Below are 26,473 nucleotides of genomic sequence, written 5' to 3' on the forward strand. Positions count from 1 at the left end.
ATCGCGCGGCAGGATCAGAACCGATACCCCACCCCAACGCTGAACAGCCACGGATCGAGGCTCACCTTGGAGACCTTGACGTCCCCCGCCTTCACATCGCTCTTCAGCCAGATCTTCTTGATGTCGGCGTTCAGGAACCAGTTCCTGGTCAGCTTGTAGTCCATGCCGATCTGCAGCGCCGGCCCCACGCTCCAGCTATCCAGTTGCAGCGAGTTGTTGGCGATGCTCTCGCCCCAGATGCGCGTGAAGTTCAGGCCCGCGCCGATATACGGGCGGAAGGTGCCGTTGGGAATGAGGTGGTATTGCATCAGCAGCGTCGGCGGCAGGTGCTTGAAGGTGCCGATCTTGTTGCCGTCGAGGTAGACGTTCTGCTTCTGCGGCACCGTCAGCACCAGTTCGGCGGCAAAGTTCGGCGTGAAGAAGTAGGTGACGTCGAGTTCGGGGATCCACTTGTTGTTGACCGTGATGCGGTCCGACCGGCCGACACCGCCGACGGGATCGGAGCTGTGGGCCATGTCGAGATAGGTGCCGCGCAGCCGCACCATCCAGTTGCCCTGGGGGTCGTCCGCGGCGGCCGCGGGCGTGGCGAAGGCGCCGAGCATGGCGCAGGCGGCGATGGCCGAACAGGTAGCGGTGCGAAGAGACAGTGTTTTCATAAGTCTGCTTGGTTTGTTATCGAGGCGCGCCCAGTGTGGCGGAGCGGGGCGGCGGTGGCCTTGACACAAAACAAGCGGAACCAAATGGCGCGCACGGCGTCGCGATGGCGCGGCAACACGGCCACGGCAACGCTGACATAACCCATGCGTCCTCGGACATCGCTTCTAACCACATGCGAAATGATTCGTAGCGCGGCCCGATGCTGCCGCTTACGCTGTGCGAAAGATCCGAGCACGCGCAACGCGTGTCCGGATCCGCACCAGGCATGTCGTGGGCGTCCGCAAGGGCGTCTTTCCGGGTGTGCCCCGTGGGGGCGGGGCACACCGGTTTTCTCGCGAAACGCTACACCTCGGGCATCAGGCCGCGGCGGCGCTGGCCGTGGTGTGAGCGCCGCCGGCAAAGCCCGCCTGCAGGTGCCGGTTCACGCCCGACAGCACCGCACGCAGCGACGCGCTGACGAGGTTGGTGTCGATGCCCGCGCCGAACCCGGTCGGCGAATCGCCCACGCGGACTTCGACGTAGCACGCTGCGCGCGCATCGGCGCCGGCGCTCAGCGCATGCTCGTGGTAATCCATCACGCGGACCGGCAGCGCCATTGCATCGATAAAGGCGTCGATCGGGCCGTTGCCGCTGCCGCGCACGCTGCAGGGCTGGCCGTCGCGCTCCATCTGCACCGTGATCACGGTGGCGCCGGTGCTGTCGCTTGCCAGCTGGTGCGAGACATAGCGCAGCGGCGCCTCGCGCGCCAGGTACTCGCGCTGGAACAGGCCGTGAAGGTCGTCCGCGCTCGCTTCCAGCCCGGTGTCGTCGGTCATGGCCTGCACCGCGCGGCTGAACTCTATCTGCAGGCGGCGCGGCAGATAGAGGCCATGCACCTGTTCCAGCAGGTACGCCATGCCGCCCTTGCCTGACTGGCTGTTGACGCGGATCACTGCGTCGTAGCTGCGGCCCAGGTCGGCAGGATCGATCGGCAGGTAGGGCACTTCCCAGATGGCGTCCGGCTGCTGCTGCGCAAAGCCCTTGCGGATCGCATCCTGATGCGACCCCGAAAACGCGGTGAACACCAGGTCGCCTACGTACGGATGGCGCGGGTGCACCGGCAGCTGGTTGCAGTGCTCCACGCACTGGCGCACCGCATCGATGTCGGAGAAGTCGAGTTGCGGCGCCACGCCTTGCGTATAGAGGTTCAGCGCCAGCGTCACCAGGTCGACGTTGCCGGTGCGCTCGCCATTGCCGAACAGGCAGCCCTCGACGCGGTCGGCGCCCGCCATCAAAGCCAGCTCCGCGGCCGCCACCGCGGTGCCGCGGTCGTTGTGCGGGTGCACCGACAGCGCGATGTGCCCGCGCCGCGCGAGGCGGCGGTGCATCCATTCGATCTGGTCGGCGAACACGTTGGGCGTGCTGCATTCCACCGTGGTCGGCAGGTTCAGGATCATCGGGCGGCCGGGGCCCGCCTGCCACGCGGCCGATACCGCGTCGCTCACTTCCAGCGAGAAATCGAGCTCGGCCAGGCTGAAGGTCTCGGGCGAATACTCGTAGGTCCACGCGGTCTCGGGCATGGCATCGGTCAGCGCCTTGATCAGGCGCGTGCCCGATACCGCGACTTCCTTGATCTCGTCGCGCGAGGCATTGAAGACGATGCGCCGCCAGGCCGGTGCGATCGGGTTGTACAGGTGCACCGTGGCGCGTGCCGCGCCGCGCACGGATTCGACGGTGCGGCGGATCAGGTCTTCGCGCGACTGCGTCAGCACGACGATGGTGACGTCGTCGGGGATGCGCCGTTCTTCGATCAGCATGCGCACGAAGTCGAAGTCGGTCTGCGACGCGGCGGGGAACGCTACTTCGATTTCCTTCAGGCCGATCTTCACCAGCTGTTCGAAGAAGCGCAGCTTGCGCGCCGGGTTCATCGGCTCGATCAGCGCCTGGTTGCCGTCGCGCAGGTCGGTGCTCATCCAGCGCGGCGCGCGCCTGATGGCGCGGCCGGGCCAGGTGCGGTCAGCAAGGTCGACGGTGGCGGCGGGGCGGTACTTGGTAGCGGGATTGACGAGCATACGGGGTCTCCTTCCTCGCAAGGGAAGATGAAAAATCGAAAAACGGGAAAAGGGTGGCGCAAGGCTGCCGAACTGCCACGGGGCCCTAGGCCCGGCAACCGATCGGTAGGCTTAGCAGTAGCGAGGAAGCGCGCAGGGCGCGGCCCGATGCCAGGGCAGCCAGCACGCGTGCGCGGGCAGCGATGCGGGACGCATCGGCAGCCTGGCAGGGAGTGCTGGTGTCACGGTTCATCGTGGCTGGAGTGGGAGGGGCCGTGGCCGCTCCGCGTGGGTGCGCAGCAGCGCAAGTCCATGGGAACGGGCAAGGTTAGTCGACAAGTCTCGACCTGGTCAAGCCTTGCGCGCGTGCCGTCGTGCGCGGCAAACCGTCGTGGCCCGATCAGGGGATCGTGGAAAGGGGCTGCGCCAAACGGTTGGAAGCCGGTTGCGGCGGGGCCTGGCGGCTACTGTTTTCCCTCGGCCGAATGGCGATGTACTGCGCTGAATGGATGACTCGCGGCGAGGTTCTGTGCGCTGCACCTCAGTCCTCTGGCTGGTATTGCGCGGGCCACTTTGTGCTTAGGCTGATAGCGCGGGAAAAAAACACGACTGGGGGGAACGATCATGAGACTGAGAACGTGGGCATCCTGGCTGGCGGGTTCGGCCGCGGCCTTGTTGCTGGCGGCATGCGGCGGCGGCGGTGGCGGCAGCGCGCCTGCCGCGCCCGCATCGGGCGGCACCACCACGCCGCTGACCTATATCGCGAAGATGAGCGTGACCTCGGGCGAGGTGGGTGTCGGCCGCACGCTCACCATCAGCGCGCTGGCCGTGGACAGCAACGGCGTTGACGTATCGGGCAACACCACCTTCGAGTGGACCAGCACCGACAGCGCCGTCGCTACCGTGACGCCGGGCGCCGGCACGCAGGGCAGCGCCGTGGTCAGGGGCGTTGCGCCGGGCACCACCACCGTGCAGGTGGTGGCCACGGTCCGGGGCACCGACAACAGCACCGTGCAGCTGCCCGCGCAATCGGCCACCATCACCGTGGTGCCGGCGTCGGCGCTGAGCTACACGCTGTCGCTGCCCGCCACCAGTTTGGCGATGAGCGATGGCCAGGAGCTACCGGTCAAGGTGACACTGCTCGACAGCAACGGCAGCGATGTGTCGGCCAGCGTCTCCAACTGGGCCTGGTCCAGCAGCGGCACCGCGGTCCAGGTCACGGCCAGCCAGAACAGCGCCACGCTGAAGGCCAGCAACGGCTCGCCGACGACCGCGGCCACGGCCAGTGTCTCGGTGTCGGTGACCGCGCCTGACGGACACGCCCTCGCCGGCGTCATCGCGGTGACGGTGCAGAAGAACGGCGCCGCGGCCTATCGCGTGGTGACCACCAAGGGTGGGCGCGAGGTCAACGCGCTGCGGGTGTTCAGCAATCGTCCCGACACCTTCACCGCGCGCGTGCTGCGCCACGACGGCCAGGACGTGACCGCGGACTTCGACGGCGCCTGGAGCTACACGGCAAGCTCGGCGACGCTATCCGCGACGGAAGCGGCGGGTACGCATGACGCCACGGTGCGCACCAGCCTGGCCGGCGACACCGGTCCGGTGCAGGGCAGCCTGACGGTTACCGCGCTCAGCAGCAAGCTTGGCGAGCGCCGCAGCGCCACCCTGACGGTGACGGAAAACCCGCTATGGGCACTGGTGGGCGACAACCAGGATCCGATCACGCTGCTGCTGCTGGCACCGATGCCGATCGAGGTGACCGCGCGCATGAAGCACCTGGGCGAGGATGCGCAGTACACCGTGTGCAAGGACTGGGCATGGTCCAGCACCGGGCCGGTGTCGTTGAGCCCAAGCATGGTGATGCTGCCCAATCAGGTGCGCGCCAGCGGCACCGGGCCTGGCGACTTCACCATCACTGCCACCTGCACCGCGATCGCCGACAACACGCCGCTGAGGCTGGTCTTCTACGGTACGGTCAGGTAAGCGCTGGTGTCCCCCAGCTGGCGAGACGCCCTCCGGATGGAGGGCGTTTTGTTTTGCACGTTTTGCTTTGCGAAGACGCAGACGGGCTGCCGGTTTGCTCCCTCTCCCGCTTGCGGGAGAGGGAGTACACACGCGGCAGGGATAACTTGTGGAGCGTACCCGTTTCTGCGTGCCTGCCCGGCAGGCGAGCGCGTAAAGCGTACCCAATTCTGCGTGCCTCGGAACGGGCCCGATTGACCAGCAAAAAAACCCGCGCCGCCGCCTGCAAACACGCCCGCCAGCGCGCCACCCGCCGCTTGCCGCGACCATGCGGCAGCAGCGGGCGTACCCGTTTCTGCGTGGAGGATAGGGAAGGAAAAAGCGCGCTTCAGCGCTTGCGGACGAAGCGCACCACCTGCTCGGCCGGCTTGTCCTGGCTGGTGGGGGTGCCGGTATTGGCTTCGCAGGTATTGCAGCCGCCGTCGTCGCAGCCGCTGGCGCAGCCGGCGGCGGCCTGTGGGGCCAGCCAGCGGGCCAGGCGGCCGCGCCAGCCGGCGGCGGCAGGGCCGCCCAGGCGCGCCGCCAGCGCCGCCTTGACACGCTCGCGCGTGCGCGGCGCATAGCGCGACACCACCGACACCGCGCACGCCAGCACGATCAGCGGGACCAGCAGGGTTTCGATGGCGTGGTAGAGGCTCATGGCGGCGCCGGCCCTCAGCTGAACATCAGCGCGACGCGGTAGGTCACGAACGCCGCCAGGTAGGCCAGCCCGGTCAGGTAGGCGGCAGACAGCGCCATCACCTTCCAGGAGTCGGTCTCGCGCCGGATCACCGCCAGCGTGGAGATGCACTGCGGCGCGAACACGTACCACGCCAGCAGCGACAGCGCGGTGGCCAGCGACCATTGCGCGGCGATCATCGGTGCCAGCTGCGTGGCCACGGTCTCGTCGCTGCCCGACAGGGCGTACACCGTGGCCAGCGCGCCCACGGCGACTTCGCGCGCGGCCAGGCCCGGCACCAGCGCAATGCAGATCTGCCAGTTGAAGCCCACCGGCGCGAACACCTTCTGCAGCGCGTGGCCGATCATGCCGGCAAAGCTGTAGTCGATCGCCGGCGCAGTCGCGCCCGCGGGCGCGGACGGGAAGGTCGAGAGGAACCACAGCAGCACCGTCAGCGCCAGGATCACCTTGCCCACGCGCGACAGGAAGATGCGGGCACGCTCCCACAGGCCGATGGCGATGTCGCGCGGGTTCGGGATGCGGTACGAGGGCAGCTCCATCAGCAGCGGATGGTCGGTGCGGTCGCGGCGCAGGAACTTGAGCGCATAGGCCACCACCAGAGCGCTGACGATGCCGGCCACGTATAGCGCGAACAGCACCAGCCCCTGCAGGTTGAACAGGCCCAGCACGGTGCGCTCGGGGATGAAGGCGCCGATCAGCAGCGCATAGACCGGCAGCCGCGCCGAGCAGGTCATCAGTGGTGCCACCAGGATGGTGGTGAGCCGGTCGCGTGGGTCCTGGATGGTGCGCGTGGCCATGATGCCGGGAATGGCGCAGGCAAAGCTCGACAGCAGCGGGATGAACGAGCGCCCCGACAGCCCCGCGCCCATCATCAGGCGGTCGAGCAGGAACGCCGCGCGCGGCAGGTAGCCGGATTCTTCCAACGTCAGGATAAACAGAAACAGGATCAGGATCTGCGGCAGGAACACCACCACGCTGCCCAGCCCGGCGACCAGACCATCGACCAGCAGGCTCTTGAGCATGCCGTCGGGCAGCCAGGCGCCCAGCATCTCGCCGGCCCAGTGCACGCCGCCCTCGATGCCGTCCATCAGCGGCTCGGCCCACGAGAACACCGCCTGGAACATCAGGAACAGCAGCACCGCCAGCAGCAGCAGGCCGAACACCGGATGCAGCACGATGCGGTCGATGCGGTCGTCCAGCGCGGCGGTGCGCGCCGGCATGCTCACCGCGGCCGACAGCAGGCGGTTGACTTCGGCATGCACGTCGAAGTCAGGGCCGGACGCAGCGCCGGCCGGCGGGGCCGGCGGCAGCGTGGCATCGAGCAGGCTCACCAGCGCCGCGGCGCCGTCGCGCCGGACCGCCACGGTGCTGACCACCGGCACGCCGAGCGCGGCCGACAGCTTGTCGCGGTCAATCTGGATGCCGCGGCGCGCGGCCGCGTCGCTCATATTCAGCACCACCACCATCGGCAGGCCCAGCTGGCGCAGTTCCAGCACGAAGCGCAGGTGCAGGCGCAGGTTGGTGGCGTCGACCACCGACACCAGCAGGTCAGGGCGCGCTTCGCCGGCGCGCTGTCCCAGGCAGACATCGCGCGTAATGGCTTCATCGAGGCTGGCCGCGTGCAGGCTGTAGGCACCGGGCAGGTCCAGGATGCGCACCTGGCGCCCGGCCGGCGACACAAAGTAGCCTTCTTTGCGCTCGACGGTGACGCCCGCGTAATTGGCCACCTTCTGGCGGCTGCCGGTCAGGCGGTTGAACAGTGCGGTCTTGCCGCAATTGGGATTGCCGACCAGCGCAATGCGCAGGGCCGAAGGGGAAGCAGCTGCAGACATAATCCGGGGAAGGCTCAGGCGGTCCGCTTGGCGGACGGTTGGGCAGTCTCGTCGCCCTGCGTGGCGGGGGCGATGCGGGTGACCGAGGCGCTGGCGATTTCCACGCCGATGCGCGCCGCCTCCGAGCGGCGCAGCGCAAAGCGCGTGAAGCCTACCTGCGCCACCAGCGGATCCATGCCGAACGGCCCGTAGGCAATGATCTGCACAGGCTCGCCGGCAACGAAGCCCAGTTCGCGCAGGCGGCGCGCAACCGGATCCCCAGGGGTGGCGTCGTCCACCGATTGCACTACGGCGGGCGTGCGCCGTGGAAGTTCAGACAACCGCATCATGCTTCCAGTCCGTGGCGCGGCCTGCCGCCAAGCGGTCGGTGCGACCGCGCCGGGGTGTGTAAATGAAAATCGTTTTCATTGTATCGCAAATCAGGCTTTACGTTGCCCCCTCAATGGGCGGGCACGCCAGCCTTGCCGCGCCAGGCACGGCAGGAGGCGAATGATAACCGCTAAGGGGACGAATGGCTGAGCACCGACAATGGCGATGCGGGGCGGACGCGCCCGTTATTCAGCCGATGCAAACGGCGGTTCGGCAATGAGACGCCGATCCGAGCGCTTCCTGCCATCGCGCGCAATTACTGCATTTGCGTTATGGCTGCCGTAAGCCCGCGGGGTTAAGCTCACCGCACGCTGAACACCCCGTTCCACGCGTACTTCACAAGCCATCGGTCCCTGGACCGGTGGCTTTTTCTTTATGGCGGCCTTCATGGCCGCGTTTTCGGCTGCGCCGCCTTGCCCGCCACCATGGCGACGAAGTGGTCGCGCGCCGGATGGTCTGGCGCAGTCTTCCAGGCGCAATAGACCTCGGAGCGCACCGCCGCCTCCGCCAGCGGCCGGAACGCCGCGCCGGCCATGCCGGAGCGCGCCAGCGCCGCCGGCACCACCGCTACCCCCATGCCCTGCGACACCAGCGACACCACCGACAGCCAGTGCCGCACCTCATGCCGGATCTGCGGGAAGAAGCCTTGCGCGGCGCACATGTCGAAGATCCGGCTGTAGTAGTCCGGCGAGGCCTTGCGCGAGAACAACACGAACGGCTCGCCGCGCAAGGACGTCAGCGGCAACTCCGCCAGCGCAGCGAGCGCATGGTCGGCAGGCAGGCAGCAGACGAAGGGTTCGGAGTGCACCAGCGTGGCCTGCAGCGTGTCCGGCACCCGGCCGGTGTGGATGAAGGCGGCGTCGAGCTCGTCATGCAGCAGCGCGTCGATCTGTTCCTGCGAATTCAGCTCGGTCAGCGCCACGTGGATGCCGGGATAGGCCGTCTCGAACTCGCGCAGCGTCTGCGGCAGCCCGCGGTACAGCATCGAGCCGACAAAGCCCACGCGCAGGCGCCCGATGGCGCCCGCTTCGATCTCGCGCGCCAGCACCCGCGCGGCCTCGGCCTGCGCCAGCAGCGCCGTGGCCGATTCGCGGAAGGCCCGGCCGGCCGCGGTCAGCCGCACGCCGCGGCTGTCGCGGTCGAACAGCCGCGCCCCGACCGAGGCCTCGAGCTGCTGGATATTGAGCGACAGCGGCGGCTGCGAAATGGCCAGCCGGCGCGCGGCGCGGCCGAAGTGCAGTTCCTCGGCGAGCACGAGGAAGTAACGCAGGTGGCGGAATTCCATGGCGATACAGAAATTATATGGATCAAGCCAATTTTAGAATTAGACGCAAATCCTTGGGGTTTGAATAATGGAGGCCAAAGGGGCCGCAAGCCGGCGCCCAAGCAAACCAGGAGACCAGCCATGCCATCCAGCGCCGTGCGCGACATCCCCCAGCAACACCCGGCCGCGCCCGCTGCGCATCCGGTGCCGGACCGCCACGGCGGCAGCCTGTTTGCCGCCGACCCGGACCTGCGCGCGCTGCTGCCGCTGTACCTGCCGCCCGACCTGTTCAACCACCTGTTGCCCCACCTTGAGCGCATGGGCGCGCTGGCCGGCGGCGTGCTCGACGAGCTGGCCGGCGTGGCCGATCGCAACCCGCCGGAACTGACTTACCGCACCCGCGCCGGCGTGGATGCGCAGCGCATCGACAAGCACCCGGCCTATGTCGAGATGGAGCGCGTGGCCTTTGCCGAATTCGGGCTTGCCGCAGCCTCGCACCGCGGCGGCGTGCTGGGCTGGGACAAGCCCATGCCGCCAGCGGCAAAGTACGCGCTCACGTATTTGTTCGTGCAGGCTGAGTTCGGCCTGTGCTGCCCGCTGTCGATGACTGATTCGCTGACGCGCACGCTGCGCAAGTTCGGCGACCCGGCGCTGGTCGGGCGCTTCCTGCCCAACCTGACCACGCAGGTCTTTGACGACCTGTACCAGGGCGCGATGTTCATGACCGAGCAGGGCGCCGGCTCCGACGTCGCCGCCACCGCCACCCGCGCGGTGCGCGATGCCTCGGCCGAGGGCGGCTGGCGCCTGCATGGCGACAAGTGGTTCTGCTCCAATCCCGATGCCGCGCTGGCGATGGTGCTGGCACGCGTGGAAGACGAGGCCGGCAACGCCGTGCCCGGCCACAAGGGCGTATCGCTGTTCCTGCTGCCGCGCAAGCTGGAACACGGCAGCGCCAACCACTACCGCATCATCCGGCTCAAGGACAAGCTGGGCACGCGCTCGATGGCCAGCGGCGAGATCCGTCTGGAAGGCGCGCACGCTTACCTGGTCGGCGAACCCGGCCGCGGCTTCGTGCAGATGGCGGACATGATCAACAACTCGCGCCTGTCCAACGGCGTGCGCGCCGCCGGGCTGATGCGCCGCGCGCTGACCGAAGGCCTGTTCATCGCGCGCGAGCGCCAGGCCTTCGGCAAGTACCTGCAAGACATGCCGCTGATGCGCCGCCAGTTGCTCAAGCTGACGCTGCCCACCGAGCAGGCGCGCACCATGGTATTCCAGACCGCCGAAGCGCTGCGCCGCGCCGACGCTGGCGAGCCCGATGCCTACGCGCTGATGCGCATCCTGACCCCGCTGATCAAGTTCCGCGCCTGCCGCGATGCGCGCAAGGTCACCGGCGACGCCATGGAGATTCGCGGCGGCTGCGGCTATATCGAGGAATGGAGCGACCCGCGCCTGGTACGCGACGCCCACCTGGGCTCGATCTGGGAAGGCACCAGCAATATCGTCGCGCTCGACGTGCTGCGCGCGGTCCGGCGCGAGGGTGCATTGCCGGTGCTGCAGGCGCACCTGGCCGCGCTGCTGGCCGATACCCCGATGCAGGCTGACGCCCGCGCCGTGTTCGAAGGCGCCGTCACCGCCGCCGCGCAGCTGGCCGGCCAAGCCGCAGCGGCCGGTGCCGACGGCGAGCTGCTGGCGCGCCAGGCGGCCTCGGCGCTGTACCACGTGACCAGCGCGGTGGCGATGGCCTGGGAAGCCGGGCGCATCGGCTCGGTGCGCCGCATGCGGCTGGCGCAGCTGGTGCTGCGCCACCGCGTGCTGCCGCAGGACCCGCTGGCGGCAAGCGAGGAGCCGGCATGGCTGGCCGAGACCGTGGCGCCCCCTGCTGACGGCGTGGTGCGCGCCACTGGCGCGGTCGATGCGGTTAACGTGTTCTGACATCGCTTGCCCGAACCCGCTGTTTGCTCCCCTCTCCCGCGTGCGGGAGAGGGGCCGGGGGTGAGGGCAGGCGGTGGCATACCGAAAGCACCGACTTCGTGAGAGGCTCCCGCCCTCACCCCAACCCTCTCCCGCAAGCGGGAGAGGGAGCACCCCCAACCCCAGCGCCCCAACCATCCCGCCTACCCCGCGGGAGACGTCCTACACCAGGAGACAACGCCATGAAACTCTGGCACCGCGTCGCGGCCCTCGCCGCGTGTTCGCTGTTTATCGCCCCCGCCTTCGCGCAGAAGGACTTTCCCTCCAAGCCGATCATGATGGTGGTCACCTATCCGCCGGGCGGCCCCACCGATGCCATGGCGCGCACGCTTGCCGCCGCGCTCAAGACCAGCCTGGGCCAGCCGGTGGTGGTGGAGAACCGTGCCGGCGCCGGCGGCAATATCGGCGCCGAGGCGGTGGCGCGCGCCGAGCCCGACGGCTACACGCTGATGTTCGGCACCTCGGCGCCGCTGGCGATCAACGTCAGCCTGTACCGCAAGATCAACTACGACCCGGTCAAGAGCTTCACCCCGGTGATCCAGATCGGCCAGCTGCCCAACGTGCTGGTGGTCAATCCGTCGGTGCCGGCGAAGAACGTCACCGAGCTGATCGCCTACGGCAAGGCGCATCCCGGCAAGCTGACCTATGCCTCGTCCGGCAATGGCGCTTCGTCGCACCTGGCTGGCGTACTGTTCAACAACGTCACCGGCACCGATTTCCAGCACATCCCGTACAAGGGCACCGGCCCGGCGCTGAACGACCTGCTGGGCGGCCAGGTCAGCATGACCTTCACCGATGTGCTGACCGCGATGCCCTTCATCAAGAGCGGCAAAGTGCGCGCGCTGGGCGTGACCACCAGGGCGCGCTCGCAGGCGCTGCCCGACGTGCCGACGGTGGCCGAGCAGGGCGTGCCCGGATTCGACGTGTCGGTGTTCTTCGGCGTGGTCGCGCCGGCCGGCACGCCGGCGGAGGTGGTCGGCAAGCTCAACCGCGCCTTTGCCGAGGCGCTCAAGCAGCCCGACGTGCGCAAGACGCTGCAGGCGCAGGGGCTGGAGTTCGCGCCGTCGACCACGCCGGAGCAGCTCGGCAGCTTCGTCAAGGCCGAGGTGGGCAAGTGGCGCGCCGTGGTGCAGAAGTCCGGCGCCCAGCTTGACTGACAACGCCCGGAGGATTGCAGCCATGACCCAAGCCCGTCCCGGCGCGCTCGCCGGCATCCGCGTGGTCGACCTGTCGCGCATCCTGGGCGGCCCGTACTGCGGCCAGATCCTGGGTGACCACGGCGCCGACGTGCTCAAGATCGAACCGCCGCAGGGCGACGACACCCGTACCTGGGGGCCGCCGTTCAAGGACGGCGTGGCCTCCTACTACTTCGGCCTGAACCGCAACAAGCGCGTGATGCGGCTGGACCTGACGGCCGAGCCGGACCGCGAGGTGCTGCTGGCGCTGCTGGCCGAGGCCGACGTGCTGGTCGAGAACTTCAAGACCGGCACGCTGGAGAAGTGGGGGCTGGGCTACGACGTGCTGTCGGCGCGCTTCCCGCGGCTGGTCCATTGCCGCGTGTCCGGCTTCGGCGCCGACGGCCCGCTGGGCGGCCTGCCCGGGTACGATGCCGCGATCCAGGCCATGTCCGGCATCCTGAGCATCAACGGCGAGGCCGATGGCGAGCCGCTGCGCGTGGGCTTGCCGGTGGTCGACATGGTGACCGGCCTCAACGCCGTGATCGGCGTGCTGTTGGCCCTGCAGGAGCGCGCCCGCAGCGGGCGTGGTCAGTTCGTCGAGGCCGCGCTCTATGACTCGGGGCTGTCGCTGCTGCATCCGCATGCGGCCAACTGGTTCATGAGCGGCAAGACGCCGCAGCGCACCGGCAATGCGCATCCCAACATCTATCCGTACGACACCGTCGCCACGGCCACCGACCCGGTGTTCCTGGCGGTGGGCAACGACCGGCAGTTCCGCATCCTGTGCGAGCACCTGCAGCTGCCGGCGCTGGCCGACGACGAGCGCTACGCCACCGCCGGCGCGCGTTCGGTCAATCGCGTGGCGCTGAAGGCCGAGCTGGAAGCGCGCATGCGCACGCTCGACGGCAAGGCGCTGGCGGATACGCTGGTGGCCGCGGGCGTGCCGTGCGCGCCGGTGCTGTCGGTGGCCGATGCCTTGCAGCATCCGCATACGCGGCACCGCGAGATGGTGGTGGAGATGGAAGGGGGGTACCGGGGCCTGGGTGCGCCGGTGAAGCTGAGCCGGACGCCGGCGACGTACCGGTATGCGCCGCTCACTGAAGGGAACGAGTTCCTGGAGTAGAGGCGACGTGGTCAGACTCTCACCGCTGGTTTGCTCCCCTCTCCCGCAAGCGGGAGAGGGAGCACGCAAGCGGTGCGATACGGGCGTTACCCCGGAATCATCCCCGGCAGCCAATACGCCTGCACCATCGTCATCACCCCGATGATCACAGCGAACAGCAGGCTGTGCTTCACGGTGAAGCGGAACAGCTCCGATTCCTTGCCCACCAGGCCGGTCGCGGCACAGGCCACCGCGATCGATTGCGGCGAGATCATCTTGGCGGTGACGCCGCCGGTGGTGTTGGCCGCGACCATCAGCGTGTCAGACACGCCGATCTGGTGCGCGGTGGTGTTCTGCAGCGCGCAGAACAGCGCATTCGACGAGGTGTCGGACCCGGTCAGGAACACGCCCAGCCAGCCCAGGAACGGCGAGAAGAACGGGAACGCCGCACCGGTGCCGGCCAGCAGCAGCGCCAGTGTCGAAGACATGCCGGAGTAGTTGGCGACAAAGGCGAACGCCAGCACCAGCCCGATCGACAGCACCGGGCGCGCCAGTTCCACCAGCGTTTCGCCGAACGTGGCCAGCAGGTGGCGCGGCTTCATGCGCAGCAGCACGGCGGAGATCAGCGCGGTCAGCAGGATCGCGGTGCCGACGGCGGAGAGCAGGTCGATCTTCAGCACCGCGTCATAGGCCTTGGGCGTGGTCACGATCGGCGCGGCCTTGATCACCAGTTGATCCAGACCCGGGACCTTGAACTTCAGCACCGTGCCCGCCAGCGGGCCGTTGGCGCCGAACAGCGCCTTGAACGGCTGCAGGCTCCACACCGTGACGATGGCGGTCAGGATGCCGAACGGCGCCCACGCGCGCAGCGTCTGCGCTAGCGTGTAGGGCGATGCCTTGCGGCTCTGCACCGCGCCGCCGAAGCCGCCGCCAAAGCCCGCCAGCGCGACCGTGCCGCCGCTGACGTTGCCGGTGCCGCCGCCGGCGCGCTGCGATGCGCTGCGCGGCTGCCACACCTTCAGGAACGCCGCCAGCGATACCAGGCTCACCAGCGCCGAGGTGATATCCGGGAGTTCCGGCCCGATATGGTTGGAGGTGAAGTACTGCGTCACGGCAAAGCTGCCGCCGCACACCAGCGCCGCCGGCCAGGTCTCGCGCACGCCCTTGGCGCCATCCATCATGAACACCAGCCAGAACGGCACCAGCAGCGACAGCAGCGGCAACTGGCGACCGGCCATGGCGCCGATATGGAACGGGTCCAGGCCCGTCACCTGCCCGGCCACGATGATGGGAATGCCCATCGCGCCGAACGCCACCGGCGCGGTATTGGCGATCAGGCACAGCCCCGCCGCGTACAGCGGGTTGAAGCCCAGCCCCACCAGCAGCGCCGCGGTGATCGCCACCGGCGCGCCGAAGCCCGCCGCGCCTTCCAGGAAGGCGCCGAAGGCAAAGCCGATCAGCAGCATCTGCAGGCGCTGGTCGTCGGTGATCGACAGTACCGAGGCGCGGATCACCTCGAACTGGCCGGTCTTGACCACGATCTTGTAGAGGAACACCGCGGTCACGATGATCCACGCAATCGGCCACAGGCCGTAGGCAAAGCCGAATCCGGCCGCGGCCAGCGCCTGCTGCGCGGGCATGCCGTAAGCGAAGATCGCCACGGCCAGGGCCAGCAGCAGCGTCACCGCCGCGGCGACATGGCCCTTCATCCGCCATACCGCGAGCGCGATGAAGAAGAACAGGATGGGGATTGCTGCCGCCAGCGAGGACAGCCACAGGCTGCCTAGTGGTGTGTAGAGTTGGGTCCAGGGTTGCAAGGGTGGTCTCCTGATTTGGTGGTGGTTCGGGAAAATTCTTGTTTTGTGTGCGAGTACCGAGGCCGTCCCCGTTCCCGCTTGTTTGCTCCCCTCTCCCGCTCGCGGGAGAGGGGCGGGGGAGAGGGCAGGCCGTCGTTATGCGGCAGCGTTGTACTTCGTCGATGCTCTCGCCCTCTCCCCAACCCTCTCCCGCAAGCGGGAGAGGGAGTACACAGTCGGGTGCTGGAAGCGTCAGCGCTGTACTGCGCCGCGCCTGGCGCCGCTTACTCCGGCTGCCCCTTTTCCTTCAGCAGGTCCGCCAGGCTCTTCGCCGCCGGTTTCAGCGGCGTGCGGTGCTGCGTCCAGCCCAGCTGCCGCGCCGGAGTCAGCGCGCGCAGCCGCGTCGCGGCCCAGCGGAACAGCCGGTACGCCGCCGGGTGCGCATAGGCGCCGCTCCAGAAGCGCCACACCAGGTGCTCGCCGCGGCTGTACTTCGCGCCCTGGCCGCGCAGCGGGTTGGCGACCTGCTCTTCGGGATCGCGATTGGCCTCGGTGCGCAGTCGCACCAGCAGCTGCGGGATCGGGATGCGCACCGGGCACACTTCGCCGCAGGCGCCGCAGAGGCTCGATGCCGTGGCCAGGTCCGCGGTCGCCTCCAGCCCCAGCAGGTGGGGAGAGATGATCTTGCCGATGGGGCCGGGATAGGTCGTGCCATAGGCGTGGCCGCCGATGCGGGTGTAGACCGGGCAGTGGTTCATGCACGCGCCGCAGCGGATGCATTGCAGCGTGGCGCGCAATTGCGCATCGGCATAGGCCTGGGTGCGGCCGTTGTCGAGCAGCACCAGGTGCACTTCGCGCGGGCCGTCGCGCTCGCCCGCGCGGCGCGGGCCCGAGATCAGGTTGAAATAGGTGGTGATGGCCTGGCCCGTGGCCGAGCGCGTCAGCAGCGTCGACAGCGGCACGATGTGCTCGAGCCGGGCCACCACCTTCTCCATGCCCATGATGGCGATATGCACGTCGGGCACGGTGGTGGACAGCCTGCCGTTGCCCTCGTTCTCCACCAGCCACAGCGTGCCGGTGTCGGCGGCGGCGAAGTTCACGCCGGACAGGCCGATATCGGCCTCGACAAAGGCCTGGCGCAGCGCGCGGCGGCCGGTCTGGATCAGCGCGTCGACGTCCTCGGTATAGGGCGTGTCGGGGATATGCTCGGTGAACAGCTGCGCGATATCACCCTTGGTCTTGTGGATCGCCGGCATCACGATATGCGAGGGTTTCTCGCCGGCCAGCTGGACGATGTACTCGCCCATGTCCGACTCGATGCATTCCACGCCGCGTTCAGCCAGGTAATGGTTCAGCTCGATTTCCTCGCTGGCCATCGACTTGCCCTTGATCACGCGCCTTGCCTGCCTGGCGCTGGCGATGCCGTGGATGATGGCGTTGGCCTCGTCGGCGGTCTCGGCCCAGTGCACCTGCACGCCGGCGGCGGTCAGCTTCTGTTCCAGCTGCACCAGCAGGTCCGGCAGGTTGGCCAGCGCGTGCTGGCGCACCGCCTCGCCCAGGTCGCGCAGGCGTTCGAGCTCGTCGGCGTCGGGAAACTGCGCCAGGCGCTTGCCTTGCAGGAAGTCCATCGCGCCGCGGAAGCTCTGGCGCAGCTTGGGGTCGTCCAGCGCCTCGCGGGCGCGGGCCTTGAACTCTCGCGGCGCAACGAATTGCAGGGTCTGCTGGCTCATCACGCGGCCTCCGCGGTGTCGGTTTCGATCACGACCCACAGCCGGCGCGGACCATGCGCGCCGTAGGCCAGGGTTTGCTGGATGTCCGAGGTCTTGGACGGGCCGGAGACCAGCACCAGGTTGGTCGGCATGCCGTTGGCCCAGCGCTCGGCGCGCGCGGCCATGTGCAGGTCGTCATGCAGCGTCGAAGCCCGCACCAGCGCCACATGCAGCGGCGGCACCAGCGACACCGTGCGCGGCGAGCCCGCATCGGGCGCCAGCACCAGCGTGCCGGTGGCGGCGATGCCGGAGCGCGCGACGGTGAAGCCGGCATCGACGGTGTCGAACAGTTCGGCCTTCCACGCCTCGATCGGGCGGTCGTAGCCGATCACTTCGATCCCCGCCGGCAACGCGGCTGCCAGCGCCGCGCCAGCCGCGCTGGCCGGATCGAGCAGCAGCCGCTTCACGCCGGCGCTGGCCAGTTCCGCAGCCAGCAAGGCCGGCCAGGCGGTGGCGTCGGCGCGCCAGACCTCGGCATGCAGGCCCTGCAGCGCCGCCTGCATCGCGGCGACGCGCTCGTCCGTCGCGGGCGTGCCGTGGCGGCGCGCTTCGAAATGGCTGTCGATGCGGCGATCGAGCTCGGTAGTTTGCGGCGACGGCACGGGCGCGGCGGCGCGCAGCCGCCCCAGCATGCGTTCGCGGGCGCCAGGTGTGCTCATGCGGCACCTCCGGTACGGCGCCACAGGAAGCTGGCCAGGTGTTCCACCTGCAGCGGGGCGCGGTCGTGCGCGGCGGTATGGCCGATATTGAGCAGGCAGCCGCAGTCTGCCGAAACCAGGCGGTCGCAGCCGGTGGCACAGGCCGAGGCCACCTTGTCGCGCACCATGGCGCCCGAGATATCGGGATGCTTGAGCGAGAAGGTGCCGCCGAAGCCGCAGCATTCTGACTCGCGCGCATGCTCGACGCGGGTCACGCCCGGCAGTGCATCGACCAGCGCCACGCCGTGCCCGCGCGTGCCCATTTCGCGGCGCGCGCCGCACGAGGTATGCAGCACGATGCGCTCCGGTGGCGGGGCCGACGGCGCGGCGGTGCCGAAGTCCACCTTCAGCACGTGCAGCAGGAACTCGCCCAGCTCATAGACGCGCCCGGCCAGTTCGCGGGCCTTCGGGCCGGCCACCGGATCGTCGGCAAAGAGCTGCGGCCAGTGGTGGCGCATCATGCCGGCGCACGAGCCGGACGGCACGATCACCGGCCAGGGCTGGCCGAATAGGTCGAGCTGGGCGCGCGCCACCGCACGCGCCGCGTCGGGGTTGCCGCTGCTGTAGGCGGGCTGGCCGCAGCAGCTCTGGCCGCGCGGGAAATGCACGGTCAGGCCTTCGCGCTCGAGCAGCCGCACGGCATCGAGGCCGGCCTGCGGCACGAACATGTCGACCAGGCAGGTGGCAAACAGGTAGGCCTGCGTGGGGGCAGGGCCGCTGGGGTACTGACGATCCTTCATGTCTCGCTCCACACGTGCTGGGTCGCACGTTTGGGCGCATAATTCCCGCTTCCGCGCGGCGGTTCAAATTGGTCGGACCAATTCAAAATGAGCGCCGCGCACGTTCAGGAGCGAGGGAGTACGGCATGACGGCAGCCAGGCACGGGCATTCCCGCGGACGCGTGGAGTCGGTGATGCGGCGCATGGAAACCGCGCTGCTCGACGGCACCTGGCCGCCCGGCACGCGTCTGCCGGCGGAGCGCGTGCTGGCCGAGCAGTACGCGGTGGCGCGCAACACCGTGCGCGAGGCGATCCAGCGCCTGGCCGCGCGCGGCCTGCTGCAGAGCCGGCGCGGCGCGGGCGTCTATGCCACCGACCAGCTGCGCGCCGGCATTGCCTCGCCGTGGGGCCAGCTGGTGGCCGACCATCCCGCGCTGCGCGAAGACATCCTCGAGTTCCGCCGCGTGCTGGAAGGCGCCACGGCCTACTTCGCGGCGTTGCGCGCGGATGCCGCCGACGTGAAGCGCATCCGCGCGCTGATGGCCGAACTGGAGCGGGCGCGCGCCGCCGACGACAAGCAGGCCGAGGCCGATGCCGACGCGCAGCTGCATGACGCCATCGCCCAGGCCTCGCACAACACCATGTTCCTGCACCTGCATACCAGCGTGATCGGCATGCTGCGCGAGCACATCACCATCAACGGCACCGGCCTGCGCGAACAGGACGATGGCGCCTCGGACCTGCTGTTGCTGCAGCACCGCACGCTGTGCGATGCCATCTGCGCGCGCCGGCCCGAAGAAGCGCGCACGGCGATGCAGACTCACATCGACTTCGTGCGCAGCCGCGTGGAGCAGGACGGGGCCTGAATACAGGGTAGAGGAATACCGTCATTCCTTCGCAGGCGGGAATCCAGCGTCTTTGAAAGTCACTGGGTTCCCGCCTGCGCGGGAACGACGGTCGTTAACTTAACGGCATTTGGGTAGAGGCCCGCTTATTGGTCCTACCACCGGCCCGGCGTGCCGGCTGCGGCATTCAGATCAGACCGGCGCCGGCGAGCTCGCGCTTCAGGTACGCGTAGAAAATCGGCCCGGCGATCACGCCCGGGATGCCGTACAGCGTCTCCATCAGCAACATCACCATCAGCAGTTCCCACGCCGCGGCCTGGATGCGCGCGCCGATGATGCGCGCGTTCAGGAAATACTCGAGCTTGTGGATCACCACCAGGAACACCATCGATGCCACCGCGATCGGCAGCGACACCGACAGCGAGGCCACCACGATCGCCGTGTTCGAGATCAGGTTGCCGAGCACCGGCAGCAGCCCCGCCACGAAGGTGATGACCACCAGGGTCTTGCTCAGCGGCAGGTGCACACCGAACAGCGGCAGCACCAGCAGCAGGTAGACCGCGGTCAGCACGGTGTTGATCGCCGAGATCTGGATCTGCGCGAAGATAAACTGCGAGAACGCCAGCTGCAGCGTACGCGCGCGCGCCACCAGCGCGGCCGCCAGCGGGCGCCGGTTGGGGCGCGCCACCGCGCGGTACAGCGCCACCATCGCGCCGATCACCAGGCCGATCAGGATATGCACCAGCGTGCGCAGTACCTCGGCGCCCAGCTTCTGCGCCATCGCGGCGTGTTCGCGCAGCGTCTCGATCAGCGTGTTGGCCAGTTCGTCGACGCCGTTGGGCAGCGCGTCGCTGACCCACGGCGGCAGCTGCCCGCGCGAGCGGTCGATGATGTCGGCGACGTGGTTGAGCAGGCCGTCCAGGGTATTGCCCTCGCCGCTGACGAAGCGCACCAGCAGCCAGCCCGCCAGCGTCAGCCCCAGCAGGATCAGCGCCGACAGGATCGCCACCGCGAGCGCGTCGTGGCGCTGGTGCAGGCGCTTCAGGCGCGGCGCCAGCACGTCCACCAGCGAATACAGCAGCAGCCCGGACAGCAGCGCCGCCACCAGGTTGGCGTGCAGCACGGTCCAGAGCGCCAGCGCGGTCAGCAGGTAGGCGACAGTGCCGACGCTGTACCACGCGGCCGGCGGCAGGCGCGGGGTGGCGGTCGGTTCGGGCTCTTTCATTGGTGTCTCCGGCATGCAATTTGCTGAAAAATTATTCCTGGATTCTCGCCGATCCAGATGTAACGGCTGCGTCAGTCGCGGTTTCGGTCGCCCGGCCGCCGCGACCTGGCGCCGATGTTGGCATATCGGCACACGCAAAGGGTGTCTATATTAGGGGGAATCGTGCACGGCCAGCCGTTCGCCGCGCTGTCTTCGATTGTCGCCCGGTACAGGAACGCAACGCATGGCCTACACCCATACCATCGGCAACCACCGCCACGTCTTTGCCGACCTGCGCTCGCTGCTGGCCAGGGCCAGCCCGGCGCGCTCCGGCGACGCGCTGGCGGGCCTCGCCGCGCAAAGCGAACAGGAGCGGATGGCGGCACGGCTGGCGCTGGCCGAGGTGCCGCTGACGCGCTTCCTGAGCGAGGCGCTGGTGCCTTATGAAGACGACGAGGTCACGCGCCTGATCCAAGACCGCCATGACGCCGCTGCCTTTGCCGCGATCGATGCCACCACCGTGGGCGATCTGCGCAACTGGCTGCTGCGGCATGAGACCGACAGCGCCATGCTGGCGCGGGTGGCGCCCGGCATCACGCCGGAGATGGCGGCGGCGGTCAGCAAGCTGATGCGCAACCAGGACCTGGTCGCGGTGGCGCGCAAGTGCCAGGTGGTCACGCGCTTTCGCAGCACGGTGGGCCTGCCGGGCCGGCTGGCGGTGCGGCTGCAGCCCAACCATCCGACCGACGATCCCAAGGGCATCGCCGCCTCGATCATCGACGGGCTGCTCTATGGCTGCGGCGATGCCACCATCGGCGTCAATCCGGCCTCGGACAACCTCGGCGCGATCGTCTCGCTGCTGCGCATGATCGACGAGCTGCGCAGCCGCTTCGACATCCCCACGCAGTCCTGCGTGCTGACCCATGTCACCAACACGCTGCGCGCGATCGGCCAGGGCGCGCCGGTGGACCTGGTGTTCCAGTCCGTGGCCGGCAGCGAGCGCGCCAATGCGGCCTTCGGCATCAGCCTGTCGCTGCTGGCCGAGGCGCACGACGCCGCGCAGGCGCTGGCGCGCGGCACCGTGGGCGACAACCTGATGTATTTCGAGACCGGGCAGGGCAGCGCGCTGTCGGCCGACGCGCACCATGGCGTCGACCAGCAGACCATGGAGGCGCGCGCCTATGCGGTGGCGCGCGCGTTCTCGCCGCTGCTGGTCAATACCGTGGTCGGCTTTATCGGGCCGGAGTACCTGTACGACGGCAAGCAGATCATCCGCGCCGGGCTGGAAGACCACTTCTGCGGCAAGCTGATGGGCGTGCCGATGGGCTGCGACGTCTGCTACACCAACCATGCCGAGGCCGACCAGGACGACATGGATACGCTGCTGACGCTGTTCGGCGTGGCCGGCATCAACTTCATCATGGGCGTGCCTGGTGCCGACGACATCATGCTCAACTACCAGAGCACCTCGTTCCACGACGCGCTGTACCTGCGCGAAGTGCTGGGGCTGCGCCCGGCGCCGGAATTCGAGGCCTGGCTGCAGCGCATGGGCATTGCCGACGGCGCCGGCCGGCTGCTGGAGCCCGCGGCGCGCCAGCCGCTGCTGCAGATGGCCCACAGCTTGTAAGGAGCCGCGATGACCTCCGAACACCAGGCTCCCGCCATGCCGGACCCCGACCCCGCGGTGGCGGCCGAAGCCGACCCGTGGCAACGGCTGCGCCGCTTCACGCGCGCGCGCATCGCGCTGGGCCGCACCGGCCACAGCCAGCCCACCGACGCCGTGCTGGCGTTCGGCCTGGCCCACGCGCAGGCGCGCGATGCGGTGCACCTGGCGCTGGAGGTGGGCGCGGTCACCGCGGCGCTGGATGCGGCCGGGCTGGCGCACGTGGCAGTGCACAGCGCGGCGCCGGACCGCGAACACTACCTGCGCCGCCCCGACCTGGGCCGTCGTCTCGACGACGTCAGCCGTAAGCGGCTGGACGCGGCGCGGCCGCAGCAGGCGCCTGATGTGGTATTCGTGATTGCCGACGGCCTGTCCGCGCTGGCCACGCAGCGCCATGCGCTGCCGCTGCTTCAGGCGGCGCGCGAGCGCCTGCCGCCGGACTGGCAGATCGGTCCCGTGGTGGTGGCCGAGCAGTCGCGCGTGGCGCTGGGCGACGAGATCGGCGAGCGCCTGGGCGCGCGCCAGGTGGTGATGCTGATCGGCGAGCGGCCCGGGCTGAGTTCGCCCGACAGCCTCGGCATCTACCTGACCCATGCACCGCGCGTCGGCCGCACCGATGCCGAGCGCAACTGCATCTCTAACGTGCGCCCGGAGGGGCTGTCCTACGCACAGGCCGCCGACCGGCTGGTGTTTCTGCTTTGCGGCGCGGCGGCGCTCGGGCGCTCAGGCGTGGACCTGAAGGACGACAGCGCGGCGGCGTTGTCCGCAGGCGGCGAGGCCTCGCCACAGATCCGCTGAAACAGCAAAACGGCCACCGCGCGGGCCGCGACCCGCGTGTTGGCCGTTGCCGTCGCACCGCTTACATCATGCGGCGCGAGAATTGCCCATGCCCCGCATCCGACATCAGTTGCTTGAACTGGTCGCCACTCATGTGCACCAGGTCCTGGTGGTCGCCGCCCTCGAAATACACTTCGGGCTGCTGCATCAGGCTGTCGTCCACATAAGTTGTCATGCCGTATGCCATCGCCACCGGCGGAATCGCACCGAGGTCGCAATCCTTGAATATCTCGCGGATCTCGTCCTCGTGCGCCAGCACCAGGTCGCGCCCGGTCTGTTCGCAGATGGCGGCCATCTGCAGGTGATGGCTCGAAGGGATCACAGCGGCGACATAGCCGCGTTCATCCTCCAGCAACAGCGTCTTGGCCAGCCGGTCCCCGGGCACGTGCGCGGCCTCTGCCGTGGCCATGCTGCTCAGGGTGTAGGGGTGGCGGATGATGTCGTAGCGGGTGTTCTTGCTGCTCAGGCAGTTTGCGAGCGTACTAGCCAGGGCCATGGTTGCTCCTAGGTTCCGGATGCGCCGACGGTTATCCTTGTGCTCCTAATATAGTGCCCCGGCGCCATGGCGATGGCCTGTTGCTAGCGGTGCAGCCGCGGCCACACCGCCTGCAGTTCGGTCTTCAGGAAATTCAGCAGGTAGCGCGTGGCCAGGGTCTGGTAACGGTTGGGCATGGTCAGCATGTAGAGCTTGCTGCCGAACACGCTGATGCGGTAGTCGGACAGCAGCGGCACCAGTGCGCCGCTGTCCAGTTCCGCGCCGATCGCATAGATCGGGAAGATGCCGACGCCCAGGCCGGCCAGCACCGCCTCTTTCAGGAAGGCGAAATTCTCCGAGCTGAGCGTGGGCTCGAGCACCACTTGTTCGCGCACCTCGCCATCGTTGCCGCCTGCGCGCGAGCCCGATGCCTTGAGCTTCTGCCCCACCGGCGACGCGCACACGATGGCATGCGACTGCAGCCCCGCCAGTGCCTGCGGCGCCGGGTGGCCGGCAAGATACGCGGGCGCGGCGCAGACGATCCAGTCGACCGCGCCGATCTCGGTGGCGACCACCGAATCGGGCGGCGTCGAGATGATGCGCAGCGCCACTTCCACGTCCTCGGACACCAGGTTGTGCACGCGGTTGTCGAACACGACATCCAGCGTAATGTCCGGGTAGCGCTGCTTGAACCGCACCAGCAGCGGCGACAGCAGCGAATGGCCCAGCCCGGTGGGCACCGACAGCCGCACATGGCCCTGCAGGCTCTTGCCCATGTTGCTGATCAGCGCATTGGCCGCCGCGACCTCGCCCAGGATATTGCGGCCGTGCTCGTACAGCCCGGCGCCGACCGGCGTCGGCTCGACGTGGCGCGTGGTCCGGCGCAGCAGCTGCACGCCCAGCTCTTCTTCCAGCGCCTTGAGCCGGTAGCTGACATTGGCGCGCGTCATCTTGAGCTTGCGCGCGGCCGCGCTCAGGTTGCCGGCGTCGACGATGTCGACGAACAGGCGCAGGGCGTTCAGGTCCATGGGGATGATCAGAGCAAGACGGCGGGCGGTGACAGGCCCCCGTATACTGCCACGCCGGCGCCGCCGCGCGCCGCAATGCGATGTTGCGCGCACTGCGGCTTGCACTGTGCGCGGGTCTGGGCAATGATTCGAGCCGGACCCTCAACTGGCCTACTGCGCCCCCGTTTGCCATGCACCGCTCGTTGCGCCGATGGCTGTGCCTGCCTTTGTTCTTTGCCGGCGCCAGCGCCTCCGCCCAGGATCTGGTCGACTGCAAGCGGATCGAGCATGACCAGCTCATCATCGCCTCCCAGGAAACCCTGCTGTTCCTGCGCTGCCGCGCGCGCCAGGTTGCGTACGAGGCGCCGCGCCTGAAGGGCGTGTCGCAACGCGTCAAGGACGACCTGGTGTTCGCGTGCCTGGACCAGGCCGACGCCGTCGAACACCAGCTGCGCGTGCGCCATGGCTATTCGCGCGAAGCGCTGGCGCGCCAGCGCTGCGAACTGTCCGGCGCGCTCACGCCCGGCGGGTGAAGCCGGGACGTCGCTTCAGGCATAGCCGCCATTGGCGCGCAGCACCTGTGCATTGACCCACGCACCGTCCGGCCCCGCCAGGAAGGCCACCGCCGCGGCGATGTCGTCGGGCGTGCCGAGCCGCTCCAGCGGCGCCAGTTTTGCCAGCTGCGCCACCTGCTCCTCTGACTTGCCGTCGAAGAACAGGTCGGTCGCGACCGGGCCCGGCGCCACCGCGTTGACAGTGATGCCGCGGCCGCGCAGTTCGTTGGCCAGCACCCGCACCAGCCCTTCGACGCCCGCCTTGGCCGCGATATACGGCCCGTAGCCTGGGAAGGCGCGCGCAATCACGCTGGTCGACAGCGCGATGATCCGTCCGCCCTGGCCCAGCCGCGCGGCGGCCTCGCCCAGCACCAGGAAGGCGCCGCGCAGGTTGGTGGCGATGGTCTGGTCGAAGGCGTCGACGCCGGCCGGCGCCACCGGCTTCAGCGTCATGATGCCGGCGCTGTTGACCACCACGTCGAGCCGGCCGAAGGCGTGTTGCGCGGCATCGAACAGGCGCGCCACGTCCGGCGCCTGCGCCACGTCGCCCTGGACGGCGATCGCGTTGGCGCCGGCCGATCGTGCCGCGGCGACGGTCTCTTCGGCGCGGGCCGCGTTGCCGGCATAGCCGATGGCTACGTCAAAGCCGTCGGCGGCCAGCCGCAAGGCAATGGCGCGGCCAATGCCGCGGGAGGCGCCGGTGACGAGCGCGGCACGGCGGGAAGTAGCGGGAACGGAGGTCATGGCAGTTTCCTGGTCGGGTTGGGGATGGCTGCATGATGGATGTTGGCGCTTCCTGGATAAATGCCCTCCGGAAAAAAGGATTAGCCAAAACCGATCAACAATCCCGGACGTGATGGCTTCGTCTCACGCGCGCCGGATTGGCGCTAATCCCTTGCTGGCGTTGCAGGCTCCGCCTGCGCCGAGCCGGGGCTTGCGTTAAGATCGCTTCCTTCCCAGCCGTTTTTTTGGCGCGCCGTTGCGCTGTATTCCGCGTCTTGCCATGAGCAATCTGAACCAGCAATCCATCCTTTCCGTCCATCACTGGACCGACACCCTTTTCAGCTTCACCTGCACGCGCGACCCCGGTTTCCGCTTTGAAAACGGCCAGTTCGCGATGGTCGGCCTGGAAGTGAATGGCCGCCCGCTGCTGCGCGCCTACAGCATCGCCAGCGCCAACTACGAAGAGACGCTGGAATTCTTCAGCATCAAGGTGCCCGACGGCCCGCTGACCTCGCGCCTGCAGCATCTGCGCGAGGGCGACCAGATCTACGTCGGCAAGAAGCCGACCGGCACGCTGCTGGTGGACAACCTGCTGCCCGGCAAGACCCTGTGGCTGCTGGCCACCGGCACTGGCCTGGCGCCGTTCCTGTCGATCATCCGCGATCCCGACGTCTACGAGCGCTACGACAGGGTGGTGCTGACCCATACCTGCCGCTTCGTCGAAGAGCTGGCCTACCGCGAACTGATCCAGGAACACCTGCCGCAGCACGAGCACCTGGGCGAGCTGGTGCGCGAGAAGCTGGTGTACTTCCCGACCGTGACCCGCGAAGAGTTCGACAACCGCGGCCGCATCACCGACCTGATCGCCTCCGGCGAGCTGTTCGAGCGCCTGGGCGTGGCGCCGTTCTCGACCGAGAACGACCGCATCATGCTGTGCGGCAGCCCGGATATGCTGAAGGACGTGCGCGCCATCCTGGAAGCGCGCGGCTTTGCCGAAGGCAATATGAGCCACCCCGGCCATTTCGTGCTGGAAAAGGCCTTCGTCGGCTAAGGCCGGCCCACCCCGGCGCGGAACC

The 26,473-nt window shown here is 68.7% G+C and carries 23 protein-coding genes; 9 read left to right on the plus strand and 14 right to left on the minus strand.

Going from position 1 to position 26,473, the window contains the following annotated elements:
- Positions 1-14 precede the first annotated feature (14 nt).
- Entirely contained in the window at positions 15-656 is a 642-nt protein-coding gene (locus MKD50_RS24130; protein ID WP_240071376.1) for an OmpW/AlkL family protein, read from the minus strand.
- Positions 657-1,013: 357 nt separating this feature from the next.
- Positions 1,014-2,708, minus strand: coding sequence for a 2-isopropylmalate synthase (gene leuA / locus MKD50_RS24135; protein WP_252669002.1), 1,695 nt, complete (start codon positions 2,706-2,708; stop codon positions 1,014-1,016).
- Between the two features lie 603 nt (positions 2,709-3,311).
- Between leuA and MKD50_RS24140 the strand changes: the two genes are divergently transcribed.
- The gene (locus tag MKD50_RS24140) at positions 3,312-4,670 is read left to right on the plus strand and encodes a hypothetical protein (RefSeq protein ID WP_252669003.1); all 1,359 of its coding nucleotides are present in this window, start codon (positions 3,312-3,314) and stop codon (positions 4,668-4,670) included.
- Between the two features lie 367 nt (positions 4,671-5,037).
- Here MKD50_RS24140 and MKD50_RS24145 read toward each other — a convergent pair whose 3' ends face one another.
- From MKD50_RS24145 to MKD50_RS24160, 4 genes are all read right to left on the minus strand, one after another.
- Positions 5,038-5,349, minus strand: coding sequence for a DUF6587 family protein (locus MKD50_RS24145; RefSeq protein WP_115699378.1), 312 nt, complete (start codon positions 5,347-5,349; stop codon positions 5,038-5,040).
- A gap of 14 nt (positions 5,350-5,363) precedes the next feature.
- Entirely contained in the window at positions 5,364-7,220 is a 1,857-nt protein-coding gene (gene feoB, locus MKD50_RS24150) for a ferrous iron transport protein B (RefSeq protein ID WP_252669004.1), read from the minus strand.
- A 14-nt stretch (positions 7,221-7,234) separates the two neighbouring features.
- Positions 7,235-7,546, minus strand: a complete 312-nt coding sequence (locus MKD50_RS24155) for a FeoA family protein (RefSeq protein WP_240072157.1) — start codon at positions 7,544-7,546, stop codon at positions 7,235-7,237.
- Between the two features lie 428 nt (positions 7,547-7,974).
- On the minus strand, positions 7,975-8,874 hold the full coding sequence (locus MKD50_RS24160; protein ID WP_115699381.1) for a LysR family transcriptional regulator: 900 nt from the start codon (positions 8,872-8,874) through the stop codon (positions 7,975-7,977).
- Positions 8,875-8,994: 120 nt separating this feature from the next.
- Here MKD50_RS24160 and MKD50_RS24165 point away from each other — a divergent pair, with 120 nt between their 5' ends.
- The 3 genes from MKD50_RS24165 (at position 8,995) to MKD50_RS24175 (ending at position 13,128) form a co-directional block, all read left to right on the plus strand.
- Complete coding sequence (locus MKD50_RS24165; RefSeq protein ID WP_252669005.1) at positions 8,995-10,788, plus strand: acyl-CoA dehydrogenase family protein; 1,794 nt, start codon at positions 8,995-8,997, stop codon at positions 10,786-10,788.
- A gap of 221 nt (positions 10,789-11,009) precedes the next feature.
- A complete protein-coding gene (locus MKD50_RS24170; protein ID WP_115699383.1) occupies positions 11,010-11,984 on the plus strand; it encodes a Bug family tripartite tricarboxylate transporter substrate binding protein in 975 nt (324 codons plus the stop codon).
- A gap of 22 nt (positions 11,985-12,006) precedes the next feature.
- On the plus strand, positions 12,007-13,128 hold the full coding sequence (locus MKD50_RS24175) for a CaiB/BaiF CoA transferase family protein (protein ID WP_115699384.1): 1,122 nt from the start codon (positions 12,007-12,009) through the stop codon (positions 13,126-13,128).
- Between the two features lie 86 nt (positions 13,129-13,214).
- On the opposite strand, the gene MKD50_RS24180 is transcribed toward MKD50_RS24175, so the two are convergent.
- The 4 genes from MKD50_RS24180 to MKD50_RS24195 form a co-directional block, all read right to left on the minus strand.
- Positions 13,215-14,924 (minus strand): lactate permease LctP family transporter, encoded by a 1,710-nt coding sequence (locus tag MKD50_RS24180; protein ID WP_115699385.1) that lies wholly within the window; start codon positions 14,922-14,924, stop codon positions 13,215-13,217.
- A 263-nt stretch (positions 14,925-15,187) separates the two neighbouring features.
- A complete protein-coding gene (locus MKD50_RS24185) occupies positions 15,188-16,633 on the minus strand; it encodes a LutB/LldF family L-lactate oxidation iron-sulfur protein (protein ID WP_252669006.1) in 1,446 nt (481 codons plus the stop codon).
- Positions 16,633-17,331, minus strand: a complete 699-nt coding sequence (locus tag MKD50_RS24190; RefSeq protein ID WP_252669007.1) for a LutC/YkgG family protein — start codon at positions 17,329-17,331, stop codon at positions 16,633-16,635. The genes MKD50_RS24185 and MKD50_RS24190 overlap by 1 nt, the downstream gene beginning before the upstream one ends.
- Entirely contained in the window at positions 17,328-18,110 is a 783-nt protein-coding gene (locus MKD50_RS24195) for a (Fe-S)-binding protein (protein ID WP_252669008.1), read from the minus strand. The genes MKD50_RS24190 and MKD50_RS24195 overlap by 4 nt, the downstream gene beginning before the upstream one ends.
- A 125-nt stretch (positions 18,111-18,235) precedes the next feature.
- Here MKD50_RS24195 and MKD50_RS24200 point away from each other — a divergent pair, with 125 nt between their 5' ends.
- Positions 18,236-18,955, plus strand: coding sequence for a FadR/GntR family transcriptional regulator (locus MKD50_RS24200; RefSeq protein WP_172582319.1), 720 nt, complete (start codon positions 18,236-18,238; stop codon positions 18,953-18,955).
- A 166-nt stretch (positions 18,956-19,121) separates the two neighbouring features.
- Here the strand turns inward: MKD50_RS24200 and MKD50_RS24205 are convergent, their stop codons facing one another.
- Complete coding sequence (locus tag MKD50_RS24205; RefSeq protein WP_115699390.1) at positions 19,122-20,159, minus strand: AI-2E family transporter; 1,038 nt, start codon at positions 20,157-20,159, stop codon at positions 19,122-19,124.
- Between the two features lie 223 nt (positions 20,160-20,382).
- Between MKD50_RS24205 and MKD50_RS24210 the strand changes: the two genes are divergently transcribed.
- Together MKD50_RS24210 and eutC are read left to right on the plus strand one after the other, a co-directional pair.
- Entirely contained in the window at positions 20,383-21,765 is a 1,383-nt protein-coding gene (locus MKD50_RS24210) for an ethanolamine ammonia-lyase subunit EutB (RefSeq protein WP_252669009.1), read from the plus strand.
- Positions 21,766-21,801: 36 nt separating this feature from the next.
- A complete protein-coding gene (gene eutC / locus MKD50_RS24215) occupies positions 21,802-22,599 on the plus strand; it encodes an ethanolamine ammonia-lyase subunit EutC (RefSeq protein WP_371925391.1) in 798 nt (265 codons plus the stop codon).
- 61 nt (positions 22,600-22,660) lie between these two features.
- Here eutC and MKD50_RS24220 read toward each other — a convergent pair whose 3' ends face one another.
- Both MKD50_RS24220 and MKD50_RS24225 read right to left on the minus strand, forming a co-directional pair.
- Positions 22,661-23,134: an aminoacyl-tRNA deacylase gene (locus MKD50_RS24220; protein WP_115699392.1), complete on the minus strand. Its 474-nt coding sequence runs from the start codon at positions 23,132-23,134 to the stop codon at positions 22,661-22,663.
- Positions 23,135-23,217: 83 nt separating this feature from the next.
- Entirely contained in the window at positions 23,218-24,141 is a 924-nt protein-coding gene (locus MKD50_RS24225; protein ID WP_111520885.1) for a LysR family transcriptional regulator, read from the minus strand.
- A 170-nt stretch (positions 24,142-24,311) separates the two neighbouring features.
- On the opposite strand from MKD50_RS24225, the gene MKD50_RS24230 reads away from it, so the two are divergent.
- Positions 24,312-24,653: a hypothetical protein gene (locus MKD50_RS24230; protein ID WP_111520887.1), complete on the plus strand. Its 342-nt coding sequence runs from the start codon at positions 24,312-24,314 to the stop codon at positions 24,651-24,653.
- 15 nt (positions 24,654-24,668) lie between these two features.
- Here MKD50_RS24230 and MKD50_RS24235 read toward each other — a convergent pair whose 3' ends face one another.
- On the minus strand, positions 24,669-25,418 hold the full coding sequence (locus MKD50_RS24235) for an SDR family oxidoreductase (protein WP_115699393.1): 750 nt from the start codon (positions 25,416-25,418) through the stop codon (positions 24,669-24,671).
- Between the two features lie 259 nt (positions 25,419-25,677).
- On the opposite strand from MKD50_RS24235, the gene MKD50_RS24240 reads away from it, so the two are divergent.
- Positions 25,678-26,448 carry a ferredoxin--NADP reductase gene (locus tag MKD50_RS24240; protein WP_240071387.1) on the plus strand — a complete coding sequence of 257 codons (771 nt, stop codon included), beginning with the start codon at positions 25,678-25,680 and terminating at the stop codon, positions 26,446-26,448.
- Positions 26,449-26,473: the final 25 nt, after the last annotated feature.

Source organism: Cupriavidus mimosae (assembly GCF_023952485.1).
Taxonomy (GTDB): domain Bacteria; phylum Pseudomonadota; class Gammaproteobacteria; order Burkholderiales; family Burkholderiaceae; genus Cupriavidus; species Cupriavidus taiwanensis_C.